20 protein-coding genes are annotated in these 20053 nt (G+C 45.2%); 3 read left to right on the forward strand and 17 right to left on the reverse strand.

Annotation, left to right across the window (positions count from 1 at the left end; all coding sequences use genetic code 11):
• Nucleotides 1-82: 82 nt before the first annotated feature.
• Entirely contained in the window at nt 83-1735 is a 1653-nt protein-coding gene (gene pgi, locus R8N49_RS21760) for a glucose-6-phosphate isomerase (protein ID WP_005381270.1), read from the reverse strand.
• A 306-nt stretch (nt 1736-2041) separates the two neighbouring features.
• On the opposite strand from pgi, the gene R8N49_RS21765 reads away from it, so the two are divergent.
• The gene (locus tag R8N49_RS21765) at nt 2042-2461 is read left to right on the forward strand and encodes a secondary thiamine-phosphate synthase enzyme YjbQ (protein ID WP_005381271.1); all 420 of its coding nucleotides are present in this window, start codon (nt 2042-2044) and stop codon (nt 2459-2461) included.
• A gap of 38 nt (nt 2462-2499) precedes the next feature.
• On the opposite strand, the gene alr is transcribed toward R8N49_RS21765, so the two are convergent.
• The gene (gene alr, locus R8N49_RS21770; RefSeq protein WP_005381272.1) at nt 2500-3576 is read right to left on the reverse strand and encodes an alanine racemase; all 1077 of its coding nucleotides are present in this window, start codon (nt 3574-3576) and stop codon (nt 2500-2502) included.
• 13 nt (nt 3577-3589) lie between these two features.
• Entirely contained in the window at nt 3590-4990 is a 1401-nt protein-coding gene (locus R8N49_RS21775) for a replicative DNA helicase (RefSeq protein WP_005382759.1), read from the reverse strand.
• 221 nt (nt 4991-5211) lie between these two features.
• Here R8N49_RS21775 and R8N49_RS21780 point away from each other — a divergent pair, with 221 nt between their 5' ends.
• Nucleotides 5212-5976, forward strand: coding sequence for a DUF481 domain-containing protein (locus R8N49_RS21780; RefSeq protein ID WP_186584618.1), 765 nt, complete (start codon nt 5212-5214; stop codon nt 5974-5976).
• A gap of 77 nt (nt 5977-6053) precedes the next feature.
• Here R8N49_RS21780 and rplI read toward each other — a convergent pair whose 3' ends face one another.
• The 14 genes from rplI to pilM form a co-directional block, all read right to left on the reverse strand.
• The gene (rplI, locus tag R8N49_RS21785; protein WP_005382760.1) at nt 6054-6506 is read right to left on the reverse strand and encodes a 50S ribosomal protein L9; all 453 of its coding nucleotides are present in this window, start codon (nt 6504-6506) and stop codon (nt 6054-6056) included.
• A gap of 33 nt (nt 6507-6539) precedes the next feature.
• On the reverse strand, nt 6540-6767 hold the full coding sequence (gene rpsR, locus R8N49_RS21790) for a 30S ribosomal protein S18 (protein ID WP_000090472.1): 228 nt from the start codon (nt 6765-6767) through the stop codon (nt 6540-6542).
• A 16-nt stretch (nt 6768-6783) separates the two neighbouring features.
• Nucleotides 6784-7086 (reverse strand): primosomal replication protein N, encoded by a 303-nt coding sequence (priB, locus tag R8N49_RS21795; protein ID WP_005381298.1) that lies wholly within the window; start codon nt 7084-7086, stop codon nt 6784-6786.
• Between the two features lie 8 nt (nt 7087-7094).
• Nucleotides 7095-7484 (reverse strand): 30S ribosomal protein S6, encoded by a 390-nt coding sequence (gene rpsF, locus R8N49_RS21800; RefSeq protein WP_005381299.1) that lies wholly within the window; start codon nt 7482-7484, stop codon nt 7095-7097.
• 244 nt (nt 7485-7728) lie between these two features.
• Entirely contained in the window at nt 7729-8400 is a 672-nt protein-coding gene (gene rpe, locus R8N49_RS21805; protein WP_005381300.1) for a ribulose-phosphate 3-epimerase, read from the reverse strand.
• A 92-nt stretch (nt 8401-8492) separates the two neighbouring features.
• On the reverse strand, nt 8493-9332 hold the full coding sequence (locus R8N49_RS21810) for a Dam family site-specific DNA-(adenine-N6)-methyltransferase (RefSeq protein ID WP_005381301.1): 840 nt from the start codon (nt 9330-9332) through the stop codon (nt 8493-8495).
• A 69-nt stretch (nt 9333-9401) separates the two neighbouring features.
• Nucleotides 9402-10913: an SPOR domain-containing protein gene (locus tag R8N49_RS21815; RefSeq protein ID WP_115386332.1), complete on the reverse strand. Its 1512-nt coding sequence runs from the start codon at nt 10911-10913 to the stop codon at nt 9402-9404.
• 52 nt (nt 10914-10965) lie between these two features.
• On the reverse strand, nt 10966-12066 hold the full coding sequence (aroB, locus tag R8N49_RS21820) for a 3-dehydroquinate synthase (RefSeq protein ID WP_005381318.1): 1101 nt from the start codon (nt 12064-12066) through the stop codon (nt 10966-10968).
• A gap of 32 nt (nt 12067-12098) precedes the next feature.
• The gene (gene aroK / locus R8N49_RS21825) at nt 12099-12617 is read right to left on the reverse strand and encodes a shikimate kinase AroK (protein ID WP_005381319.1); all 519 of its coding nucleotides are present in this window, start codon (nt 12615-12617) and stop codon (nt 12099-12101) included.
• Nucleotides 12618-12804: 187 nt separating this feature from the next.
• The gene (locus R8N49_RS21830; protein ID WP_005382765.1) at nt 12805-14550 is read right to left on the reverse strand and encodes a type IV pilus secretin PilQ; all 1746 of its coding nucleotides are present in this window, start codon (nt 14548-14550) and stop codon (nt 12805-12807) included.
• A 25-nt stretch (nt 14551-14575) separates the two neighbouring features.
• Entirely contained in the window at nt 14576-15091 is a 516-nt protein-coding gene (locus R8N49_RS21835) for a pilus assembly protein PilP (protein ID WP_005382766.1), read from the reverse strand.
• On the reverse strand, nt 15081-15674 hold the full coding sequence (locus tag R8N49_RS21840; RefSeq protein WP_033907305.1) for a type 4a pilus biogenesis protein PilO: 594 nt from the start codon (nt 15672-15674) through the stop codon (nt 15081-15083). The genes R8N49_RS21835 and R8N49_RS21840 overlap by 11 nt, the downstream gene beginning before the upstream one ends.
• Nucleotides 15667-16242, reverse strand: a complete 576-nt coding sequence (locus R8N49_RS21845) for a PilN domain-containing protein (protein ID WP_054577259.1) — start codon at nt 16240-16242, stop codon at nt 15667-15669. Before R8N49_RS21845 ends, R8N49_RS21840 begins: the two co-directional genes overlap by 8 nt.
• Entirely contained in the window at nt 16226-17242 is a 1017-nt protein-coding gene (gene pilM, locus R8N49_RS21850) for a type IV pilus biogenesis protein PilM (protein ID WP_017821733.1), read from the reverse strand. The genes R8N49_RS21845 and pilM overlap by 17 nt, the downstream gene beginning before the upstream one ends.
• Before the next feature lie 144 nt (nt 17243-17386).
• On the opposite strand from pilM, the gene R8N49_RS21855 reads away from it, so the two are divergent.
• On the forward strand, nt 17387-19948 hold the full coding sequence (locus tag R8N49_RS21855; RefSeq protein ID WP_085570127.1) for a penicillin-binding protein 1A: 2562 nt from the start codon (nt 17387-17389) through the stop codon (nt 19946-19948).
• The last annotated feature ends 105 nt before the right edge of the window (nt 19949-20053 follow it).

A 20053-nucleotide genomic window follows, 5' to 3' on the forward strand; every position in this document is an offset into this window, starting at 1 on the left:
GGCACTGGCCAACCTATTTTGTTTTTGCCTCAGGCAATAAAAAGGTCAGCATTTGCTGACCTTTTCTTTATCTATTCAAACATTAAGCTTTGAACGCTTTAAATGCGTTGATTAGACCGTTTGTTGAGCTGTCATGCGAGCTGATTTGAGACTCGTCTGCAAGCTCAGGTAGGATTTGGTTAGCCAGTTGTTTACCTAGCTCCACGCCCCACTGGTCAAAGCTGAAGATATTCCAGATAACACCTTGTACGAAAATTTTGTGTTCGTACATTGCGATCAAGTTACCTAGCGTACGAGGCGTGATTTGCTTCACTAGAATAGAGTTTGTTGGACGGTTACCTTCAAACACTTTGAATGGCGCAATCGCTGCCACTTCTTCAGCATTCTTACCTACTTTCACCAACTCTTCTTTCACGGTTTCTTCATTTTTACCAAACGCTAGAGCTTCAGTTTGCGCGAAGAAGTTAGACATCAGTTTTTGGTGATGATCGCTAGCTGGGTTGTGGCTAATTGCAGGTGCAATGAAGTCACATGGGATAAGCTTAGTACCTTGGTGAATTAGCTGGTAGAACGCGTGCTGACCGTTGGTACCTGGTTCACCCCAAATGATTGGGCCAGTTTGGTAAGTTACAGCATTGCCGTCACGGTCAACGTATTTACCGTTTGATTCCATGTTGCCTTGCTGGAAATATGCTGCAAAACGGTGCATGTATTGATCGTAAGGTAGGATAGCTTCTGACTCCGCACCGTGGAAGTTGTTGTACCAAATACCAATCAAAGCAAGAATCACTGGAATATTGCTTTCTAGATCTGTTGATACGAAATGCTTGTCCATCTCGTGAGCACCATCAAGCAACTCAACAAAGTTGTCGAAACCTACTGCTAGTGCAATTGATAGACCGATCGCAGACCATAGTGAGTAACGGCCACCAACCCAGTCCCAGAATTCAAACATGTTCGCTGTATCGATACCAAATTCAGACACGGCTGTCGCGTTTGTTGAAAGCGCAGCAAAGTGTTTAGCCACATGAGCCTGATCACCCGCAGATTCTAGGAACCAATCACGAGCAGTGTGCGCGTTAGTCATGGTTTCTTGCGTTGTAAACGTCTTAGACGCGATCAAGAATAACGTCGTTTCTGGGTTAACTTTCTTCAACGTTTCAACGATGTGTGTACCATCAACGTTAGATACGAAGTGAAGGTTTAGATGATTTTTGTATGGCGCTAGAGCTTCCGTCACCATGTAAGGGCCAAGGTCAGAACCGCCGATACCGATGTTCACAATATCGGTAATTGCTTTGCCTGTGTAACCTTTCCATTCACCGCCGATAACGCGCTCAGTGAATGATTTCATTTTTTCTAGAACCGCGTTCACTGCTGGCATTACGTCTTCGCCATCTACCATAACTGGAGTATTAGCACGGTTACGTAGTGCAGTGTGAAGAACAGCGCGACCTTCTGTTTGGTTGATCGCTTCACCACTGAACATCGCTTCAATTGCAGATTTCAGCTCGGTCTCTTTCGCAAGAGCAAACAGGTGCTTCAGAGTTTCCTCATTGATGAGGTTCTTTGAGTAATCGACTAGGATGTCTGAGCCGAAACGTGCAGAGTATTTGTCGAAACGCGCTGCGTCTTGAGCAAACAGCTCTTTAAGATCCATATCTTGTGCAGATTCGAAATGCGCCGTTAGCGCTTTCCAAGCTTGTGTTTGCGTTGGATTGATATTTTTCAACATGGTCTTTATCCCGATGTTACAGTAGGTTCCATTCCTTACAGTCTAGCGAAAACTGTGGAATCCCCGATTTAGCAAATAGAATATAAATTAGATGTTTGGGCAAATTGCCACAAAACAAGTCTTTGTAATTTTTTTTCAGGCGCCAATTATGACCGAGAGCTTTTACACTCACATTGAGTTAGGTCACGTTCCCTGCCCTGAAATTGAACAATTCATTTACGATGACAAGAATCATATCATTTACTAATGACAGGCTCTAATTGGAATAGGATAGACGCCAATTTATAAATTTCCAAAGGAACACGTATGTGGGCACAAAAAACACTGCAATTAAAAGCGAGAAGCCGCGGTTTTCACCTGATAACTGATGAAATTGAACAACAATTACCACAAATAAACGAACTTTCAGTAGGTTTATTACACTTATTTATTCAGCACACCTCCGCCAGTTTGACCTTAAATGAGAATGCTGATCCAACCGTGCGTATGGACATGGAAGCGCACTTCAATAAGTTTGTGCCAGAGCGTGCTCCTTATTATCAGCACACCTATGAAGGTGACGACGACATGCCGGCACATATTAAAGCATCACTGCTTGGCAGTAGTGTGACGGTACCAATCCAAAATGGTCGATTAGCTTTAGGAACATGGCAAGGTATTTACTTGGGTGAGCATCGAGACTTTGGTGGTGGCCGCCGCGTTATTGCTACGATTAACGGTGAGTAGATAAAACAAAGGCTAACCTTGGGTTAGCCTTTCGTTGTTTATTTGGAGTATTCCATCTCGACGCGAGGCGTTAGCTTAGTCACGAGTTCATACGCAATCGTACCAATGTGACCCGCCACTTCTTCTACTGGGAGCTCTTTCCCCCAAAGAATCGCTTCGTCGCTGACTTTATCCGTTGCGTCTGGTCCCAAATCGACCGTCAGCATATCCATGGAAACTCGACCTGCAATAGGTACTTTACGGCCATTAACCCACACCGGCGTACCGTTTGGAGCACTTCTTGGGTAACCGTCGCCATACCCTACAGCGATGACCCCAACTTTTGTATCTCGCTCACTGGTCCAAATACCACCATAGCCAACACTTTCGCCCTTCTTCACTTCACGTACCGCAATAAGGTGGGATTTAAGTGTCATGACAGGCTGATACCCAAGATCTTGCGCCGTTTTGTCATCGAATGGCGACACACCATACATGATAATACCCGGACGAACCCAATCTAAATGGCTTTGAGGCCATGCCAATAACCCCGCAGATGCCGCCAGTGAACGTTCCCCTTGGCAACCAGAAGTCAACGATTTAAACAGCTCAATCTGTTGTGGGGTAATATCGCTATCCAGCTCATCTGCACAGCCAAAGTGGCTCATGTAACGCAACGGTTTCGCTACATTTGGACACTCCTTCAGCCGCGTTACAAAGTCGTCATATTGTTCAGGACGAACCCCAAGGCGGTGCATGCCACTGTCAATCTTCAGCCACACGACAACCGGAGTTTCAAGGTCTGCTTGCTCCAAGGCGATAAGCTGCTCTTCACAGTGCACCACGGTTTGGATGTTGTTCGTCACAAGAACAGGTAAATCACCAGGAGAGTAAAAACCTTCTAGCAATAGAATCGGCTTTACTACTCCACAAGCGCGCAGTTGCAATGCTTCTTCAATGCGAGCCACGCCAAACGCATCCGCATGGTTAGCATGTTTTGCGACATGACGTAATCCGTGACCATAACCATTGGCCTTGACGACAGCCATCACTTTACTTTGTGGCGCTTGAGCTTTTACGCGCTGTAAGTTGTGCTGCAACGCAGACAAATCAATGCACGCCTTGGCCGCTTTCATATAGCTCATGGAATTACTCATCATCAATATCGAATGCAGGACCCGCGTAGTTGTCGAAACGCGAATGTTGACCTTGGAAAGTGAGGCGAACAGAGCCGATAGGACCGTTACGCTGTTTACCAATAATGATTTCGGCCGTACCTTTGTACGGACTATCTGGGTGATAAACCTCATCACGGTAGATGAACATGATCAAGTCGGCATCCTGCTCGATGGAACCGGATTCACGCAAGTCCGAGTTTACTGGTCGTTTATCCGCACGTTGCTCTAGGGAACGGTTTAGCTGCGACAGTGCCACAACAGGCACATTTAGCTCTTTTGCCAGCGCCTTAAGAGAGCGAGAGATCTCAGCAATCTCAAGAGTACGGTTATCGGTTAACGAAGGCACGCGCATCAACTGAAGGTAGTCGACCATGATCATCGATAGACCGCCATGTTCACGAGCGATACGGCGAGCGCGCGAACGCACTTCGGTCGGAGTTAGACCAGAGCTATCATCAATGTACATATTTTTCTTCTGCATCAGGATACCCATAGTAGAAGAAATACGCGCCCAATCTTCGTCATCTAGCTGACCCGTACGGATCTTGGTTTGGTCTACACGAGACAAAGAGGCCAACATACGCATCATCAACTGTTCAGCTGGCATCTCTAACGAGAAAATAAGTACGGGCTTTTCTTGTTGCATGGCCGCATTTTCACACAAGTTCATCGCAAAGGTCGTTTTACCCATCGATGGACGCGCTGCGACAATCACCAAATCAGAGCCTTGCAAACCTGCGGTTTTCTTATTGAGATCTGTGAAACCGGTATCGACCCCCGTAACACCATCTTGTGGCGTTTTATACAACAACTCGATACGTTCTAACGTCTTTTCGAGGATGTTGTCGACGTTTTGTGGTCCTTCGTTTTCACTAGTTCGAGACTCGGCGATAGCAAAAACTTTACTCTCCGCCATGTCTATTAAATCTTCAGAACTGCGACCTTGAGGGTCATAGCCCGCGTCCGCAATTTCATTCGCGACACCAATAAGGCCACGAACAATCGCACGCTCAGCGACAATATCAGCATACGCATTGATGTTAGCTGCACTTGGCGTATTCTTCGCCAAGTCAGCGAGGTAAGCAAAACCGCCTACATCTTCTAACAACTCGTGACGCTCTAGATACTCCGATAAAGTAATAAGATCGAGAGGTTTACCCGCTTCAAGAATGGTTTTTACACCTTCAAAAATCAGGCGGTGTGGACGACTATAGAAATCACTGCTCACAACACGTTCGGCAACGGTGTCCCAACGTTCATTATCCAGTAAAAGACCACCAATTACTGATTGCTCGGCTTCTAGTGAGTGAGGTGGCACTTTGATTGCGTCGACCTGACTGTCTGAAGGTTTGCGATTTCTGTTTTCCGCCATGACTTTGCTCGATAACTACTATTGACCCACGATTATAACCTTAACCTAGCTGAGATGCTTCCCCGAAGCGACAATTACTTGTTAAGAAATCATCATGTGAACCACCCGGGTAATAGCCTGGTTCTTCCGCCTAGCTCTAATAAAAATTAACCTACCATTGACCCAACCAAATATCTGTATCAGTATCATGCCCCTCCTTTTTGATTACGTTCGAGGTTGATGTGTCCCGATACTGGTTACTTAGCTTTAGCCTACTGTGCGCTAGTGCATCGTATGCTGACGAATCAGTACAGCCAGAGCAAAATATTGATGTACCCGACCCACTAAAAACCGAGGTGGAGTTCGGCTATCAAGCTCACACAGGTAACACGGACTCTCGTTCCCTGAATGCTCGTTTGAGTGCTGAATATACGTCAGGTCGACACCGTTCTAATGGTGAGTGGAAGTACTACAACTTGTACAAAGACGGTGAAGAAGACAAACGCTCATCCACCTATTCCCTACAGAGTGACTACAAGTTAGGCCCTAAGACGTATTTGTATGGCAGCTTTAAAGGAGTGGATTCTCGCTACAGTGCTTATTTTAAAGACTATACGTTGTCAGGTGGTTTGGGTTACCAGTTCTCCTACACTGAGAACTTCATTTTAGAGGTAGAAGTAGGCCCTGGTTTTCGCTATCAAGAGCCAAACTTAGACGAAATAGATGATGACGATATTGTCTTTCCCGATATCGTTAGAGAAGGCATTTTTCGAGGAAATATCAACACAACTTGGCATGCGTTGGATAATTTAAGTCTCGCAGCTGATATTACGTTGGTAACAGGTAGAAGTAACACACGTACTGATAGTGAACTCAGTGTAACCAATGATATTACTGAAGATATTGCACTGAAACTGGCGCACTCTCGTCAGTATCACGATAAAGTGCCTGAAGGCTTAAGCAAAGCGGACAGCGTATTTTCCGTTAATTTACTTTTCGCTTTTTAACCCTTTTTCTCTCAGTTTTAGAAATAAAAAAAGCACCTCCAAGGAGGTGCTTTTTAGTATTTCGTCTTGATACTGAATTACTCAGCAGCAACAACTTGTAGGTTAACTGTCGCGAAAACTTCAGAGTGAAGTTGAACGCTGATCTCGAACTCACCAGTGTTACGTAGAGCACCTTCAGGAAGGCGAACTTCGCTCTTAGCAACTTCAACGCCTGCAGCTGTGATAGCGTCAGCGATGTCACGAGTACCGATAGAACCGAATAGTTTGCCTTCGTCACCAGCTTTAGAAGCGATAACTACCGCTTCTAGAGCGTTAACTTTCTCTGCGCGAGCTTCTGCAGCAGCTAGTTGCTCAGCAACTTTAGCTTCTAGTTCAGCACGACGAGCTTCAAACATTTCAACGTTAGCTTTAGTTGCCATAACTGCTTTACCTTGTGGGATAAGGAAGTTACGAGCGTAGCCAGATTTAACGTTTGCAGTATCGCCAAGACCACCTAGGTTACCAATTTTATCAAGTAGAATAACTTGCATTGCTTAATCCTCTTTCTTAATAAAATGAACCGATTACTGATGCTTGTCAGTGTACGGTAGTAGAGCTAGGTAGCGTGAACGCTTGATAGCACGTGCTAGTTGACGCTGGTACTTAGCGCTTGTACCAGTGATACGGCTAGGTACGATTTTACCAGCTTCAGTGATGTAGTTTTTAAGAGTTGCTACGTCTTTGTAATCAATCTCTTGTACGCCTTCTGCAGTGAAACGGCAGAATTTACGACGACGGAAGAAACGAGCCATGGGCTATCTCCTGATCTTAAATTTGAGTAATGTTGTCGGCGTGTAACACTAATTTTCCCACGCCATTTCGGCCGGTTTGATAAGTGACAAAACCACTTACCTTAATGTTACTGCCTTGAACTAAATTCTGAGTTAGTGCTTGTGACCCAAGCCCGCTGACGACTACCGGCATACGACAATAAACTTGTCGAGGTAAGTCAGCTTCGATAATAGTAGAGCGATGCTCCAGCCAAAACCGACAGTGTTCAATGCCACCAGGGCTTTTACTACGAATGGGCGGTTTGGCAATGGTGCCGCTCAGCTCCATTCGATTGGCCATAAGAAAACTTACTCAGCAGCTTCTGACTTAGCTTCAGGCTTAGCTTCAGAACGCTCTTCACGACGTGGAGCACGCTCTTCTTTTTGCTTAAGCATGATAGATTGCTCAGTGATCGCTGCTTTAGTACGCATGATCATGTTACGTAGAACTGCATCGTTGAAACGGAAAGCAGTTTCTAGCTCATCAATTACAGCTTGGTCAGCTTCAACGTTCATAAGAACGTAGTGAGCTTTGTGAAGCTTGTTGATTGGGTAAGCCAGTTGACGACGGCCCCAGTCTTCTAGACGGTGGATTTTACCGCCAGCTTCAGTGATTGAACCAGTGTAACGCTCGATCATGCCAGCAACTTGCTCGCTTTGATCTGGGTGCACCATGAATACGATTTCGTAATGACGCATTGGTTGCTCCTTACGGATTATTCAGCTTCCACAAATGGCTCAGTCGTCCAGAGGAAGCAAGGAACTAAAGATAATTGACTGAGTTTAAGGAGCACGAATAGTACAGAAAGGGCGTAAAATAGGCAAGTGATTATTTGCTCAGCGCAGTGGATATTTAATTTCTTCTAATACTAGAAAACACAAAGGCTGCCAACAAGCTGGCAGCCTTTAAAATCAGCGTGTTATTGCGCTGGCTTATCGGTGCTTATTTAACTTCAGCCAGTTCAGCGCGCATTTGATCGATCACTTGTTTGTAATCTGGCTCACCGAAAATCGCCGAGCCTGCAACAAACATGTCTGCGCCCGCTTCTGCAATTTCACGAATGTTGTCAACCTTCACACCGCCATCGATTTCTAAGCGGATATCACGACCAGACTCGTCAATCATCTTACGAACGGCACGCAGTTTATCTAGTGTATGAGGAATGAATGATTGACCACCAAAACCAGGGTTTACCGACATCAGTAGAATCATGTCGACTTTATCCATAATAAATTCAAGACTTGCAAGTGGCGTTGCTGGGTTTAGTACCACACCAGCCTGACAGCCGTGCTCTTTAATTAACTGCAGTGTACGGTCTACATGATCAGAAGCTTCTACATGGAACGTAATCATCGACGCACCCGCTTTTGCGAAATCAGGAATAATACGGTCAACGGGTTTCACCATTAGGTGAACATCGATTGGCGCTGTGATGCCATAATCGCGTAGTGCTTTACACACAGGCGCACCAAAAGTCAGGTTTGGTACATAGTGGTTATCCATAACGTCGAAATGCACCACATCCGCACCCGCTGCGAGTACTTTTTCTACATCTTCACCGAGACGAGCAAAATCTGCCGATAAAATGGATGGAGCAATAAGAAAATCTTTCATACCTGACCTCAGTAGTAATGAGCAAACAATCTGCGCGCAATTCTACCGAAGCCAGTGGGGAGATCCACTATTTAGATATAATAGTGTGAGAATTAAGAGTTTGATTTATCCATGTCTGGGGCATGAAAAAGCGCAAGTAGCTCATCAACTTTATTACGACCGTTACCATTACGGCTAATGGTACGCTTTACTTTTACCACATTAAGATCCGCGCCGTGATACAACCGACGTGTCAAGGTAGTGTCGTGGTTAGAAATCAACACAGGAATGCCACGTTCAGTCGCTGTTCTTTCAGCAATGTCGGCTAATGCAGCTTGGTCGTCCAACGTGAAACCATTACCTGCGTATGAGGTGAAATTTGCCGTATTTGAAAGCGGCGCATAAGGTGGATCGCAATACACGACGCTCCCTTTGCGCGCACGACGAAATGTTTCAGGATAACCTTCACAAACGAACGTAGCTTTTTTGGCTTTTTCTGCAAAAAACTCCAATTCCGCCTCAGGGAAATACGGCTTTTTGTAAGAGCCAAACGGTACATTGAAGCCACCTTTTTTGTTGTAACGGCATAGGCCATTAAAACCAAAGCGGTTCATGTACAAAAACGCTAAAGAGCGGTACATCACGTCATCGGTTTTATTAAATTCAGCGCGAATGTGTAGGTAGGCTTCTTTGCGGTTGTTCTCAGCGACAAACCAACGCTTCGCTTCAGAGATATACTCTTCAGGGCGTTCTTTCAGCAGGTTGTACAGATTGATCAAATCTGGATTGATATCTGCAAGTAGATAATGGTCATAATCGGTATTCAGAAACACTGAGCCCGCACCAACAAAAGGTTCAACTAGCTTTCGAGCCGGCGGCAAATGACGTTGGATGTCTTCAACCAGTCCGTATTTTCCTCCTGCCCATTTAAGAAAGGCTCGTTGCTTTTTCATCTACTGCTCTATCTATCGACCAAAAATTAAGGCTGCGGAATGTAACATATTTTTCAGGGAAGCTCAGGTTTATTTCACTCGTTCAATTTCACGGTGAACCTGACGGAGTGATTTTGCCCAAGGACTCACCGACTTAACCGAATCTGGCAAGCTTGCGACGGCATCACGAGCCATTTGAATTGTCGGATAATCTTGATATGTGATGATATACCACTCGGTGTCATTACGAACGGTAGGATAAATTCGCACTTGATTATTCAGTTTATGCTCATTGAGAAAGGATTGTACATCTTCCATTGAGGTCATAGCTGCGAGTTGTAAAGTATAAGCTCTTGGCGATAGCGCTTTTAGTTCTTCACGAGCAAATGAAAACTTCACAACAGGTTGGTTTGCCTCACCCTCTTCTGACTGAGCAGGTGCTTGCGCCATATCTTGATTCGGTTTTACGACTTTAATCAAAGGAGAGCTAGTTTCATCGGCGGTTTCTGTTTTCTCAGTACCTACGACGTCATCAATCGCTTTTGTGTCTGCTGAATCAGTTTTACCTTCAAGCAATGCATCGACCACATTCGACTCAATCACCACTCTTTGTTGATTGTCATCACTGCCTACGCTCGCTACTTCTTCTGTCACTGCTGGTGGTAATGAATCAGAATCATCAACCGCACCAGAGTTATCAAGACTGCTAGAGCCATCGGTTACAGGTTGCAGTGAAGATTGCGCTGCACTGATTACTGACTCTTCAAAAGTTGGAATAGCCGTTTGCTCTAAACCGCCAGCAATTTGCTGCGCTTTATCATCAGGACTTGGTTGACTAAGCATCCACCAATAGCCACCCGCAGCAAGCAACAGTAATACTAATACCACCAACGCAATATTCAGGGGTGAACCGACAATCGAGCGGATAATGATCCTTTTTTCCACTTTCATCTCTCCTAACGCCATGATGTCACCCGGTACTGGGTCGACTTTTTTAAATGCATCTCTAACCCGTTTCTCAGACTCATCATCGACGTAGCGCGCAACAAGTGACTCAAAGAAACGACGAGCTTCCACTTCGGACAACATATCAATATCAAGCTCAACAGGCTTTATCTCTTGTCCATAACTGAGACGTGCTAGCAAACCGTCTAAACGTCCAGACTGTGTAAACAGTAAGACATTGATGGTCCAATTTGGCTTATGGTGCGCCTCTAAGACCAGCATCCAAAGCTCAGAGATAAGTGTCTCACTCAATAAATGCGCATCATCTACAACAATTGCAATGTCACACGGCTCATCACCTAAAAGCCTTTCAAGGCTATCAAGTAAAGGCTCTTGCTGATTAAACAATGCGTCTGAAACCAGTTGATTCAAAATAAGGACGCGATGCTGCACATCGTCTTGATTAGAATGACAAAGTAACAAACATTGATTCTTGTTACTGGCACCCACTTCAAGGTATCGCTGCGCTAACCAAGATTTCCCGTACCCATCATGACCATTAATCGCAATGAGATTGGAACCAAAGTTAGTCAGTAGACCTAATCTATCAAGCAACTCGATTTGAGAATCTAATTCCAGTACGTGAGCAACACTCATCTAATAACCTTAATACACTACAAGAATGACGCCCAAAGGCGCCATTACAAGGTTAAATATCGCGACCGAAGTCTATTGCCTGTTTGAGTACGTCTTGTGTCGTATCAGCAATTACCTCGGCAGTGCCAATGCCTGTAGGCAAAACCAATCGTAATTGACCAGAGAGGACTTTCTTATCTCGCATCATGTGCTTGATGAAGTCATCGAAATTCATACTGTCTGGAGTATGCACAGGCAGTTTTGCACGACGCAAAATCGCAACAATACGCTCAAATTGCTCTTCCGAGATCAGACCACGTAGATGCGACGTTTTGGCCGCCATAACAGTGCCGGAAGATACCGCTTCACCATGCAGCCAATTGCCATAGCCAAGTTCCGCTTCAATCGCATGACCAAAGGTGTGACCTAAGTTAAGCAAAGCACGGATGCCCGACTCTTTCTCATCCTGAGCCACCACTTCCGCTTTTATTTCACAGCAACGTGCGATCGCATAAGTTAGTGCTTCTTCATCCAACGCATACAAGCGCTCAAGATTGTCTTCTAACCATACAAAAAAATCTGCATCGTAAATAATGCCGTACTTAATGACTTCGGCGATACCCGCAGCGAACTCACGTTCAGGCAACGTCGACAGGCAGTTGGTATCAATGATCACTGCTTTAGGTTGGTAAAACGCACCTATCATGTTCTTACCCAACGGATGGTTAACCGCGGTTTTTCCACCAACCGAAGAGTCCACTTGGGATAGTAATGTGGTCGGTATTTGAATAAAGTCGACCCCACGCTGGTAACAGGCAGACGCAAAACCCACAAGATCGCCAATAACACCACCACCTAACGCGATGATCACAACATCACGAGCATAACTCCCTTCCAGTAAGAAGTTCATTACTTGATTAAATACATCCAAGTTTTTGTACTGTTCACCGTCAGGCAATTCTAACAAGGATGCACTACAACCGAGCTGCTCGAGTTGCTTTAAAATTTTGTCTGCATACAAAGGCGCCACTGTGACATTACTGATCACAACAACTTTTTGTTTTGCATTTTTGTTTGAGAGAACTTGAGAGAGGTACGCCGGGTCCTCAAATAACCCGGCGCCAATAGAGATTGGGTAGCTACGCTCAGCTAGGTTGACCGTAATCCGTTCCATCGGTTTGCTCCAATTAAAAAAAAGATAAAGACTTATCTCTCTTCTAGCATTTTTACGATCTGGTTGGCTACCACTTTTGCACTTTGATCGTCAGTGCGAACAGTGTAATCCGCTACTTCTTCATATAAAGGATTACGTTCTTCAGCTAATTGCTCCAGTACTTCGCGAGGGTTATCCGTTTGAAGTAAAGGACGCTTCTTGTCGCGGTTTGTACGCGCAAGTTGCTTTTCAATCGTCGTTTCTAAGTAAACAACAACACCACGTGCCGAAAGACGATTGCGGTTTTCTTTGCTCTTAACAGAGCCACCGCCAGTCGCAAGCACGATGCCTTGCTCTTGTGTTAGGTCTTCAAGTACCGCTTCTTCACGCTTGCGGAAGCCTTCTTCACCTTCTACATCAAAAACCCAAGAGATGTCTGCACCAGTGCGTTCTTCGATCACTGTATCGGAGTCAACAAACTCCATATGCAGTTGCTGTGCTAGATGTCTACCAATTGTACTTTTGCCGGCGCCCATTGGGCCAACAAGGAAAATATTACGTTTCTCAGCCATGTTTAGCAGTAATTTACAACATTGATTCAATAAGATCGCCACAAGAAAACACAGCTAAACTGCTGTTCTACAAGGCTTGTGGCACCAGTTCCTCACAGATAATTCGTGATAAGACCCGAAATTATCCAAGCATGGTGCCACTATTGCAACTTTATTTTTGATTTAATCAGTTTTTCCCGAGACAGAACTACTGAATCACCACCTTAGGCGTGACGAAAATTAACAGCTCACTTTTGCCAACATTCTCATAACTTCGACGAAAAAGAGCACCTAATAGCGGCAGGTCGCCCAACAAAGGCACTTTGTCCACCGAGTTAGTAATGCTGTGCTGAAAAATACCACCAAGAACGACCGTTTCACCGTTATTCACTAACACTTGCGTCCCGATACGTTGAGTATCAATCGCAACAGCTTCACCAGTGCCTGTCTTCACGACTTGTCCTGGTCTATCTTGCGTGACACTTAAATCCAATACTAAGCGGTTATCCGGTGTGATTTGCGGGGTTACCTTCAAACTTAATACCGCCTTTTTGAACGTCACCGTCGTTGCACCACTTGATGATGACTCTAGGTAAGGAATCTCTGTACCTTGTTCGATATAGGCAGGTTTCTTATTGGTAGTGATCAAACGTGGGCTCGAGATAATCTCAGCTTTAGACTCTTGTTGCAGCGCAGAAAGCTCAAGATCCAACAAGGTGTCTGAACCTAACTTTGCGACCTGAAAAGCAATGCTGGTCGCATTCGGGCTGGTTGCAGCTAAGTTTACATTTAGGAAGTCATCGATCCCTACTCCATCACCGTCACCACCGTCATCACCCCCTTCTCCATTATAGAGACCGATCGTGGCGAGGTTGTTCTCAATAGAACCACCCACTGTATTACTGCCATTAATAGACGTAAAACCCCAACGAATCCCTAACTCGTCCATGTTACCTTCATTGATGGTCACAATACGCGCCTCAATTTGAACCTGTTTAACTGGAATATCCAAAGACTCAATAATTTCTCGAATCACCTCGATGTTTTCAGGTAACTCTCTAATCAATAACGAGTTAGTTCGCTCATCAATGGTCATACTGCCGCGCTCTGACAGCATGCTGATATTTCCTTCACCATTGATCATCTCCGCAATGTCTGATGCTTTAGCAAAATTAACTTTGATGATTTCAGATGAAAGCTCTCCCATTTCTTCCGTCAGTTTTTGTTTTTCTAACTGCTGCTTCTCACGCAAGTCCAGCTCATCAGTCGGAGCAACTAAAATCACGTTGCCATCAACACGCTTATCTAACCCCTTAACTTGCAAAATAATATCCAGCACTTGCTGCCAAGGGACACCATCAAGACGAAGCGTGAGGTTGCCTTCTACAGAGTCGGAGACAACCAAATTGAATTGGTTGTAATCAGCAATAAGCTGCAAGACGTTTCGCACAGGAATATCTTGGAAGTTAATCGAAATAAGCTTACCTTCTCTTTCTAAAATGCTTTTATCTGGGGCTTTCTCATTGGGTTTGATCTTCGCTACTTTGATTTCCAAAAAACGCCCCGTTAAACGGTAATCATGCATGTATTCTTCATTGATGTGCGCAACCAAGCGCGTCGTCGAGGTGTCGCGAAACACTTCTACGCTCTCAACCACAGTCGAAAAGTCTTTCACGTCTAGGAGATACAATTGCTCGTCTTTTACTGAAGTGTTAAGCAAATCGATACTTAACCCTTCCTGTACACGCTTGATATCTACAATCGCGGCCGGTGACGCCAATTCGACGACAATCACGGCGTCTTTATCTTTATTAGTTCGAAAGTCGATACTTTTTAGGGCATTGGACGAAACTTCTTCAGCTGCCGCTAAAGGGGCTAAAAATACAAACAACCATAAGGAGAAGAGCCCAGTAAGTATCCTTGGTGTACGTGTTAATCCTTGTCTCATTTTCATTACTCAATATCAAAAATAAATGGGGCTATCTCAAAGCCAACTTAACTTTACGTTTTTGCCAACATCCTAAGCCGTCGGGCAACGTTTCATTAATCAACAAGTAGGAGTGGCTGACATGGGTCACTTTGCCATTATTGCGTCCAAGGTATTGACCCGGCTTAACTTTATAGACGGTGCCATTGGGAGCCTGAACAAGGCCAGAAACCGTGTTATCCATGCCCATGACACCTTTCAAACGTAATTGGCTTAATGGGAATTTTTCTAATTTACCAGTTCGCCTTCTTGAGGGCGGTTGCCAACAATCTTTTCTTGCAACTGGCTGAGTCGCGATAGTGGCTTCTTTGGGTAATTCAAAGGGTGCACGCTGTACTTCCGGTGCGTACGTGACTGCAACATATTTGTCTGCGGGCTTAAGCTTCTCGACCTCTCGACGCGCCTGTGTTTCCACTCCTCGAATAAAATCCGTCAATGATTCATCATTCGCCTGGCAACCCATCAATAGAGAACCCATCAGTACCAGCAACAAAGACTTACTTGTCATTTTTCGTCTCCTCCGGCTTAAACTGATAGGTGTTAGCGCGCACCCGAAAGTGCAGGGTTTCACTCTCTTGGCTGACACGTTGCCAAGTCACATCTTTAAACGTGATGATTCGAGGTAGCGTCGCTATCGCCTGAGAAAAATGGCCGATGTCATGAAAGTCGCCCGTTAACTCTATGTTTAAAGGAAGACGATAAAGGAAGTGCTCTGATTGTTTTTCGCCCCAGTCGATTCGGGTGAAAGTCAGCTTATTGTCGATGCCAAGCTCATTCACTGAAGCGAGCATTGTAGCCAGCTCTTTTTGCGCAGGCAGTTGTTGCAGTAATAACTCGTAACGAGTGGTAAGTTCATCCAATTGAGATTGAAGCTGAGGCAACGCTGCCACTTTGTTCGCTTTGATCTTCAATGCCACCTTGAGTGTCTGCTCCTGCTGGATCAAGTGATTCAACTGTTCTTCTTTCGGTTTAAGGTAAAACCAATAACCTAAGCCTTGAATCGCCATGATCAGAAGCGCGATTACTACAATCTGGGGCAACAATGGCCACTCGGCCATTTCATCTATTTCGAGATCCTGCCAATCAACCACGTTGAGCCTCCAATTTCTTCTCCGTTACTTTGAACATGAAAGACACTTTGAATGTTTGAAACTCTTTCCCAAAACGGGCTTTGCCGTGAACGATGGAATGCATTTCTACGTCGTTCAACTTGGCCGAGCGCTCCATGTTGTCCAGCATCGTGGCAAGTTTTGGAGTGCTATCTGAGATCCCAGAGATCTCAATTTCCAGATCATTCATTTTGATCTTGTCGACATATACACCTTCAGGGATAACGGCAGGCATTAAGTTCATGAACTCGGTCGTTTTGTTTCGTCCGTTTTGTAAACCTTCAACGACCTTTAGACGTTCGAGGATTTTGCTGTGCTCTTGCTCTGCAATTTTCATTGCTTCAATACGCTGGTCGAGTTCGGCAATGTAGTGAGTGAGGTAATCGAGCCGATCCTGTTGTTGATCTTGTTGGTACTCAAAAAACTTTCCAATACCCCACTGGATGCCAACAGCGACCAACATGCCTAATGCGACCAAACTGATGAAACGACGTCGGTGCTCTTCTCTTTGATTCTCTCGCCAAGGAAGTAAATTAATGCGATAAAGCACGGGCGCCTCCTAGCCAATGAATGCCACGAACGGCCAGTCCGGCTGCTGTTGAGAAATGCTGCCAATCCACAGCACGACGCTTACGCTTAGACACCTTCATCTCAAATAGCCCTAGCGGATTTAGCAATTCACACTCTAACGACAATTGTTGAGACAACTCCTCTGCGAGCATGGGAGTGGAGGCCCCTTCCCCTGATAACCAGATACCCTTGATGTTTTGTGAGCCATTGATTGAGGTATAGAGCTGCATCTGGCGCTTTACTCGCTCTATGATTTGACGGTTAAACAGCTCTGTTTTCTCCTGAGCATCATCGGACAGAAAATCGACTGGAGAAGCGCTGTTTGCTCCGCGTGTGCCGTAAGCAAACTCTTTGTGAAACAGTTCACCTTGTTCGGTAAACATGGTGAAGGAGCTCGATAAGGTGCCAATATCGAGTAAGCAGTATTTGTTTTTGTCAGGAAAGCGATCGGCGGTGAGCTTCCAGATATGACCAAGGCTTTGCGAATGCACGTCCACTAAAACAGGTTTTAGTCCGGACTTTTGTAATGCATCGACTCGGCCTTCTACCACATCTTTTCTTGTCGCAAACACTTGATAGCTATCACTGCCACTCTGCCCGCCCTCAGCGCGAAGACGAACGAAGTCTAAACTCAGCTCTTCGACAGGGAATGGCGATTGATGAGAAAAGGCTTGTATCACTGCAAACTCAACTTCACTCTCTTCAAGATTTTGTTCTATTTGCAGTTTCTTGCTAATTACCGAGTTATCAGGAACTGAAATCGCAACTTTTTTAGCGCCAAAAGGCAGTTCTTTTTTTATCTGCTTGAGGGTCTTTACAATTTCTTGATGATTTATGGTGTTATTTTCAGCGACAATACCTTCCTTTAGTAATATTTCTTTGTAACCCAACAGAGCGTAATTGTTGCCTGTGGGTTTAAGTACTACGGCTTTGAGGCTGTTATGGCCTATATCGATGCCGGTAACGATTAGCTTATCCATCTCTTACTCTCGCTCCGAAATTTCTTCGTGCAAAGGTTGTTATTAGCATCCAAATAAGAGTTAATATCTCTTATGTGCTAAATTTTTGACCTAAGAGTACAAGGGTTTGCCGTTACACAGCCTCAACCAATCAGGGATTCTCCGGTGAAGTTCATAAAGCGTTTATTATTTTTAACATTGATTTGCATAATTCTTGGAGTCACCACAATATTTGGCTTCTATCAGTACGTGAAGCCTGAATTGCCAGATGTTGCAACTCTAAAAGACGTTGAATTACAAACACCTATGAAGGTGTTTAGTCAAGACGGGAAGCTGATCGCACAGTTCGGTGAAAAGCGTCGTATTCCTGTTACTTATGACGAAATTCCTCAAGACTTAATTCACGCGCTCATCGCAACCGAAGATAGCCGTTTCTACGAGCATCCCGGTATCGACCCTATCGGCATCACTCGTGCAGCGGTTGTTGTTGCGGTTTCAGGCTCGGCTAAACAGGGTGCAAGTACGATTACGCAACAGCTAGCTCGTAACTTCTTCTTATCTAATGAGAAGAAGATCATGCGTAAGATTAAAGAGATTTTTATTGCTATCCATATTGAGCAGCTTTTAAGTAAGCAAGAAATCATGGAGCTTTATGTCAATAAAATCTTCCTTGGTTACCGCTCATATGGCTTTGGTGCTGCCGCTCAAGTGTATTTTGGCAAGAGCCTTGATGAATTGACGTTAAGTGAGATTGCAACACTCGCAGGTATGCCAAAAGCGCCATCAACCATGAACCCAATTTACTCTCTTGAGCGCGCAACAAAACGCCGTAACGTTGTATTAATGCGAATGCTTGATGAGAAATACATTACACAAGAGCAGTATGACGAAGCACGCAATGAGCCTATTGTGGCGCGTTATCATAGCGCTGAGATTGAGCTTTCCGCACCTTACGTAGCAGAGTTGGCTCGTGCATGGGCAGTAAAAGAATACGGTGAAGAAGAAGCTTACACCTCTGGCTTGAATATCTACATGACTGTGGATTCTAAACTGCAAGATGCTGCAAATACGTCTGCGGTAAATAACCTCTTGTCATACGATGAACGTCATGGCTACCGTGGTGCAGAAAGTGTGCTTTGGAAAGAAGGGGAAGCGGCCTGGGACAATGAGCAAATAGAAAAGCACCTGAAGAAACAGCCAACTTATGGTGACCTTTACCCTGCGGTTGTGACGAAAGTCGATGATAAGACCGCGCAAGTATGGGTTAAGAACCATGAAGAGCAAACCATCCCTTGGACTGGAATGCACTGGGCGCGTAAGTACATTACCGATAACCGCCAAGGCTCAACACCAAAGTCAGCGCATGATGTGCTAGCGACAGGTCAACAAGTTTGGGTTCGCGAAGTAAGTGAAACCGATGAAGATGACAACAAAACACTGAGCTGGAAACTGAGCCAAGTGCCGACAGCAAACACCGCGTTTGTTGCGATGAACCCAGAAAATGGCGCGATATTGTCGCTGGTTGGTGGTTTCAACTTTGTTCACAGCAAGTTTAACCGTGCAACCATGTCAGTGCGTCAGGTTGGTTCAAGTATCAAGCCTTTCATCTACTCGGCAGCAATTGACAAAGGACTGACTCTAGCCACTTTGATTAACGATGCGCCGATTAACAAGTGGGATGCAGGTTCTGGTTCAGCTTGGCGACCAAAAAACTCACCACCAACTTATGGTGGTCCAACACGTCTTCGCCTCGGCTTAGCTCAATCAAAAAACGTCATGGCAGTGCGTACACTCCGTGAAGTTGGCCTCGAGGAGACACGTCAGTACCTTACTCGTTTCGGTTTTGATATTAACCAAGTACCACGCTCTGAGACCATCGCACTCGGAGCTGGCAGCTTAACACCAATGAAAGTGGCACAAGGTTACTCTGTGTTTGCGAACGGTGGTTATTACGTTGAACCATTCTATGTAGAACGCGTGGAAGATGCATTCGGTGAAGTACTGTTTAAAGCCAATCCAAAGAGTGTTTGTCATAAGGATTGTCCGCAAATGAGCGAGCAGCCAGAAAATCGCTACGCTGATGAATTTGGCGAACAAGACGTCGCGATTGATGGCCTTGCAACAGACAATGCCCTTGAAAATGATGAACCTCAATATGCACCGCAAGTTATCTCTGAACAGAATGCATTCTTAATGCGTGAGATGATGTACAGCAACATTTGGGGTGGCGGTAACTGGCGTGAAGGCACAGGTTGGAATGGTACAGGCTGGCGCGCGCAAAAACTTGGTCGTCGTGATATCGGGGGTAAAACGGGTACAACGAATGATTCCAAGGATGCTTGGTACAATGGCTATGGACCTGGTGTCGTTGCCATAGCTTGGGTTGGCTTTGATGATCACTCACGTGCACTTGGCCGCACCACCGTTAACAGCAACCTAGGGCAAGGCCAAATTTCTGGTGCCGAGTCGGGTGCGAAAACCGCAGAGCCTGCTTGGATTGACTTCATGCGTGTTGCGCTAGAAGGGACGCCGGAGCAAAGTAAAAATATTCCAGAGGATATTATTCGAGTTCGTATTGATCGCAACAGCGGTATGCTAACGCACAAGGTAGATAGCACATCAATGTTCGAATACTTTGAAAAAGGCACGGAGCCTACCGAATACGCTGGCGACCGTTTAGAAGATAGTATTTATTCTTCAGGTTCTGGCGCAGAAGAACTGTTCTAAATCACAAAAGCACAAGGGAGAGCATCAAGCTCTAATGCCGTTCACTTAAGGTGAGCGGCATTGTTTTTTCTAGGGTATCGGCTTGGTTTTTTCTTAACGACTCTA

It is taken from the genome of Vibrio sp. 1978 (assembly GCF_033344345.1).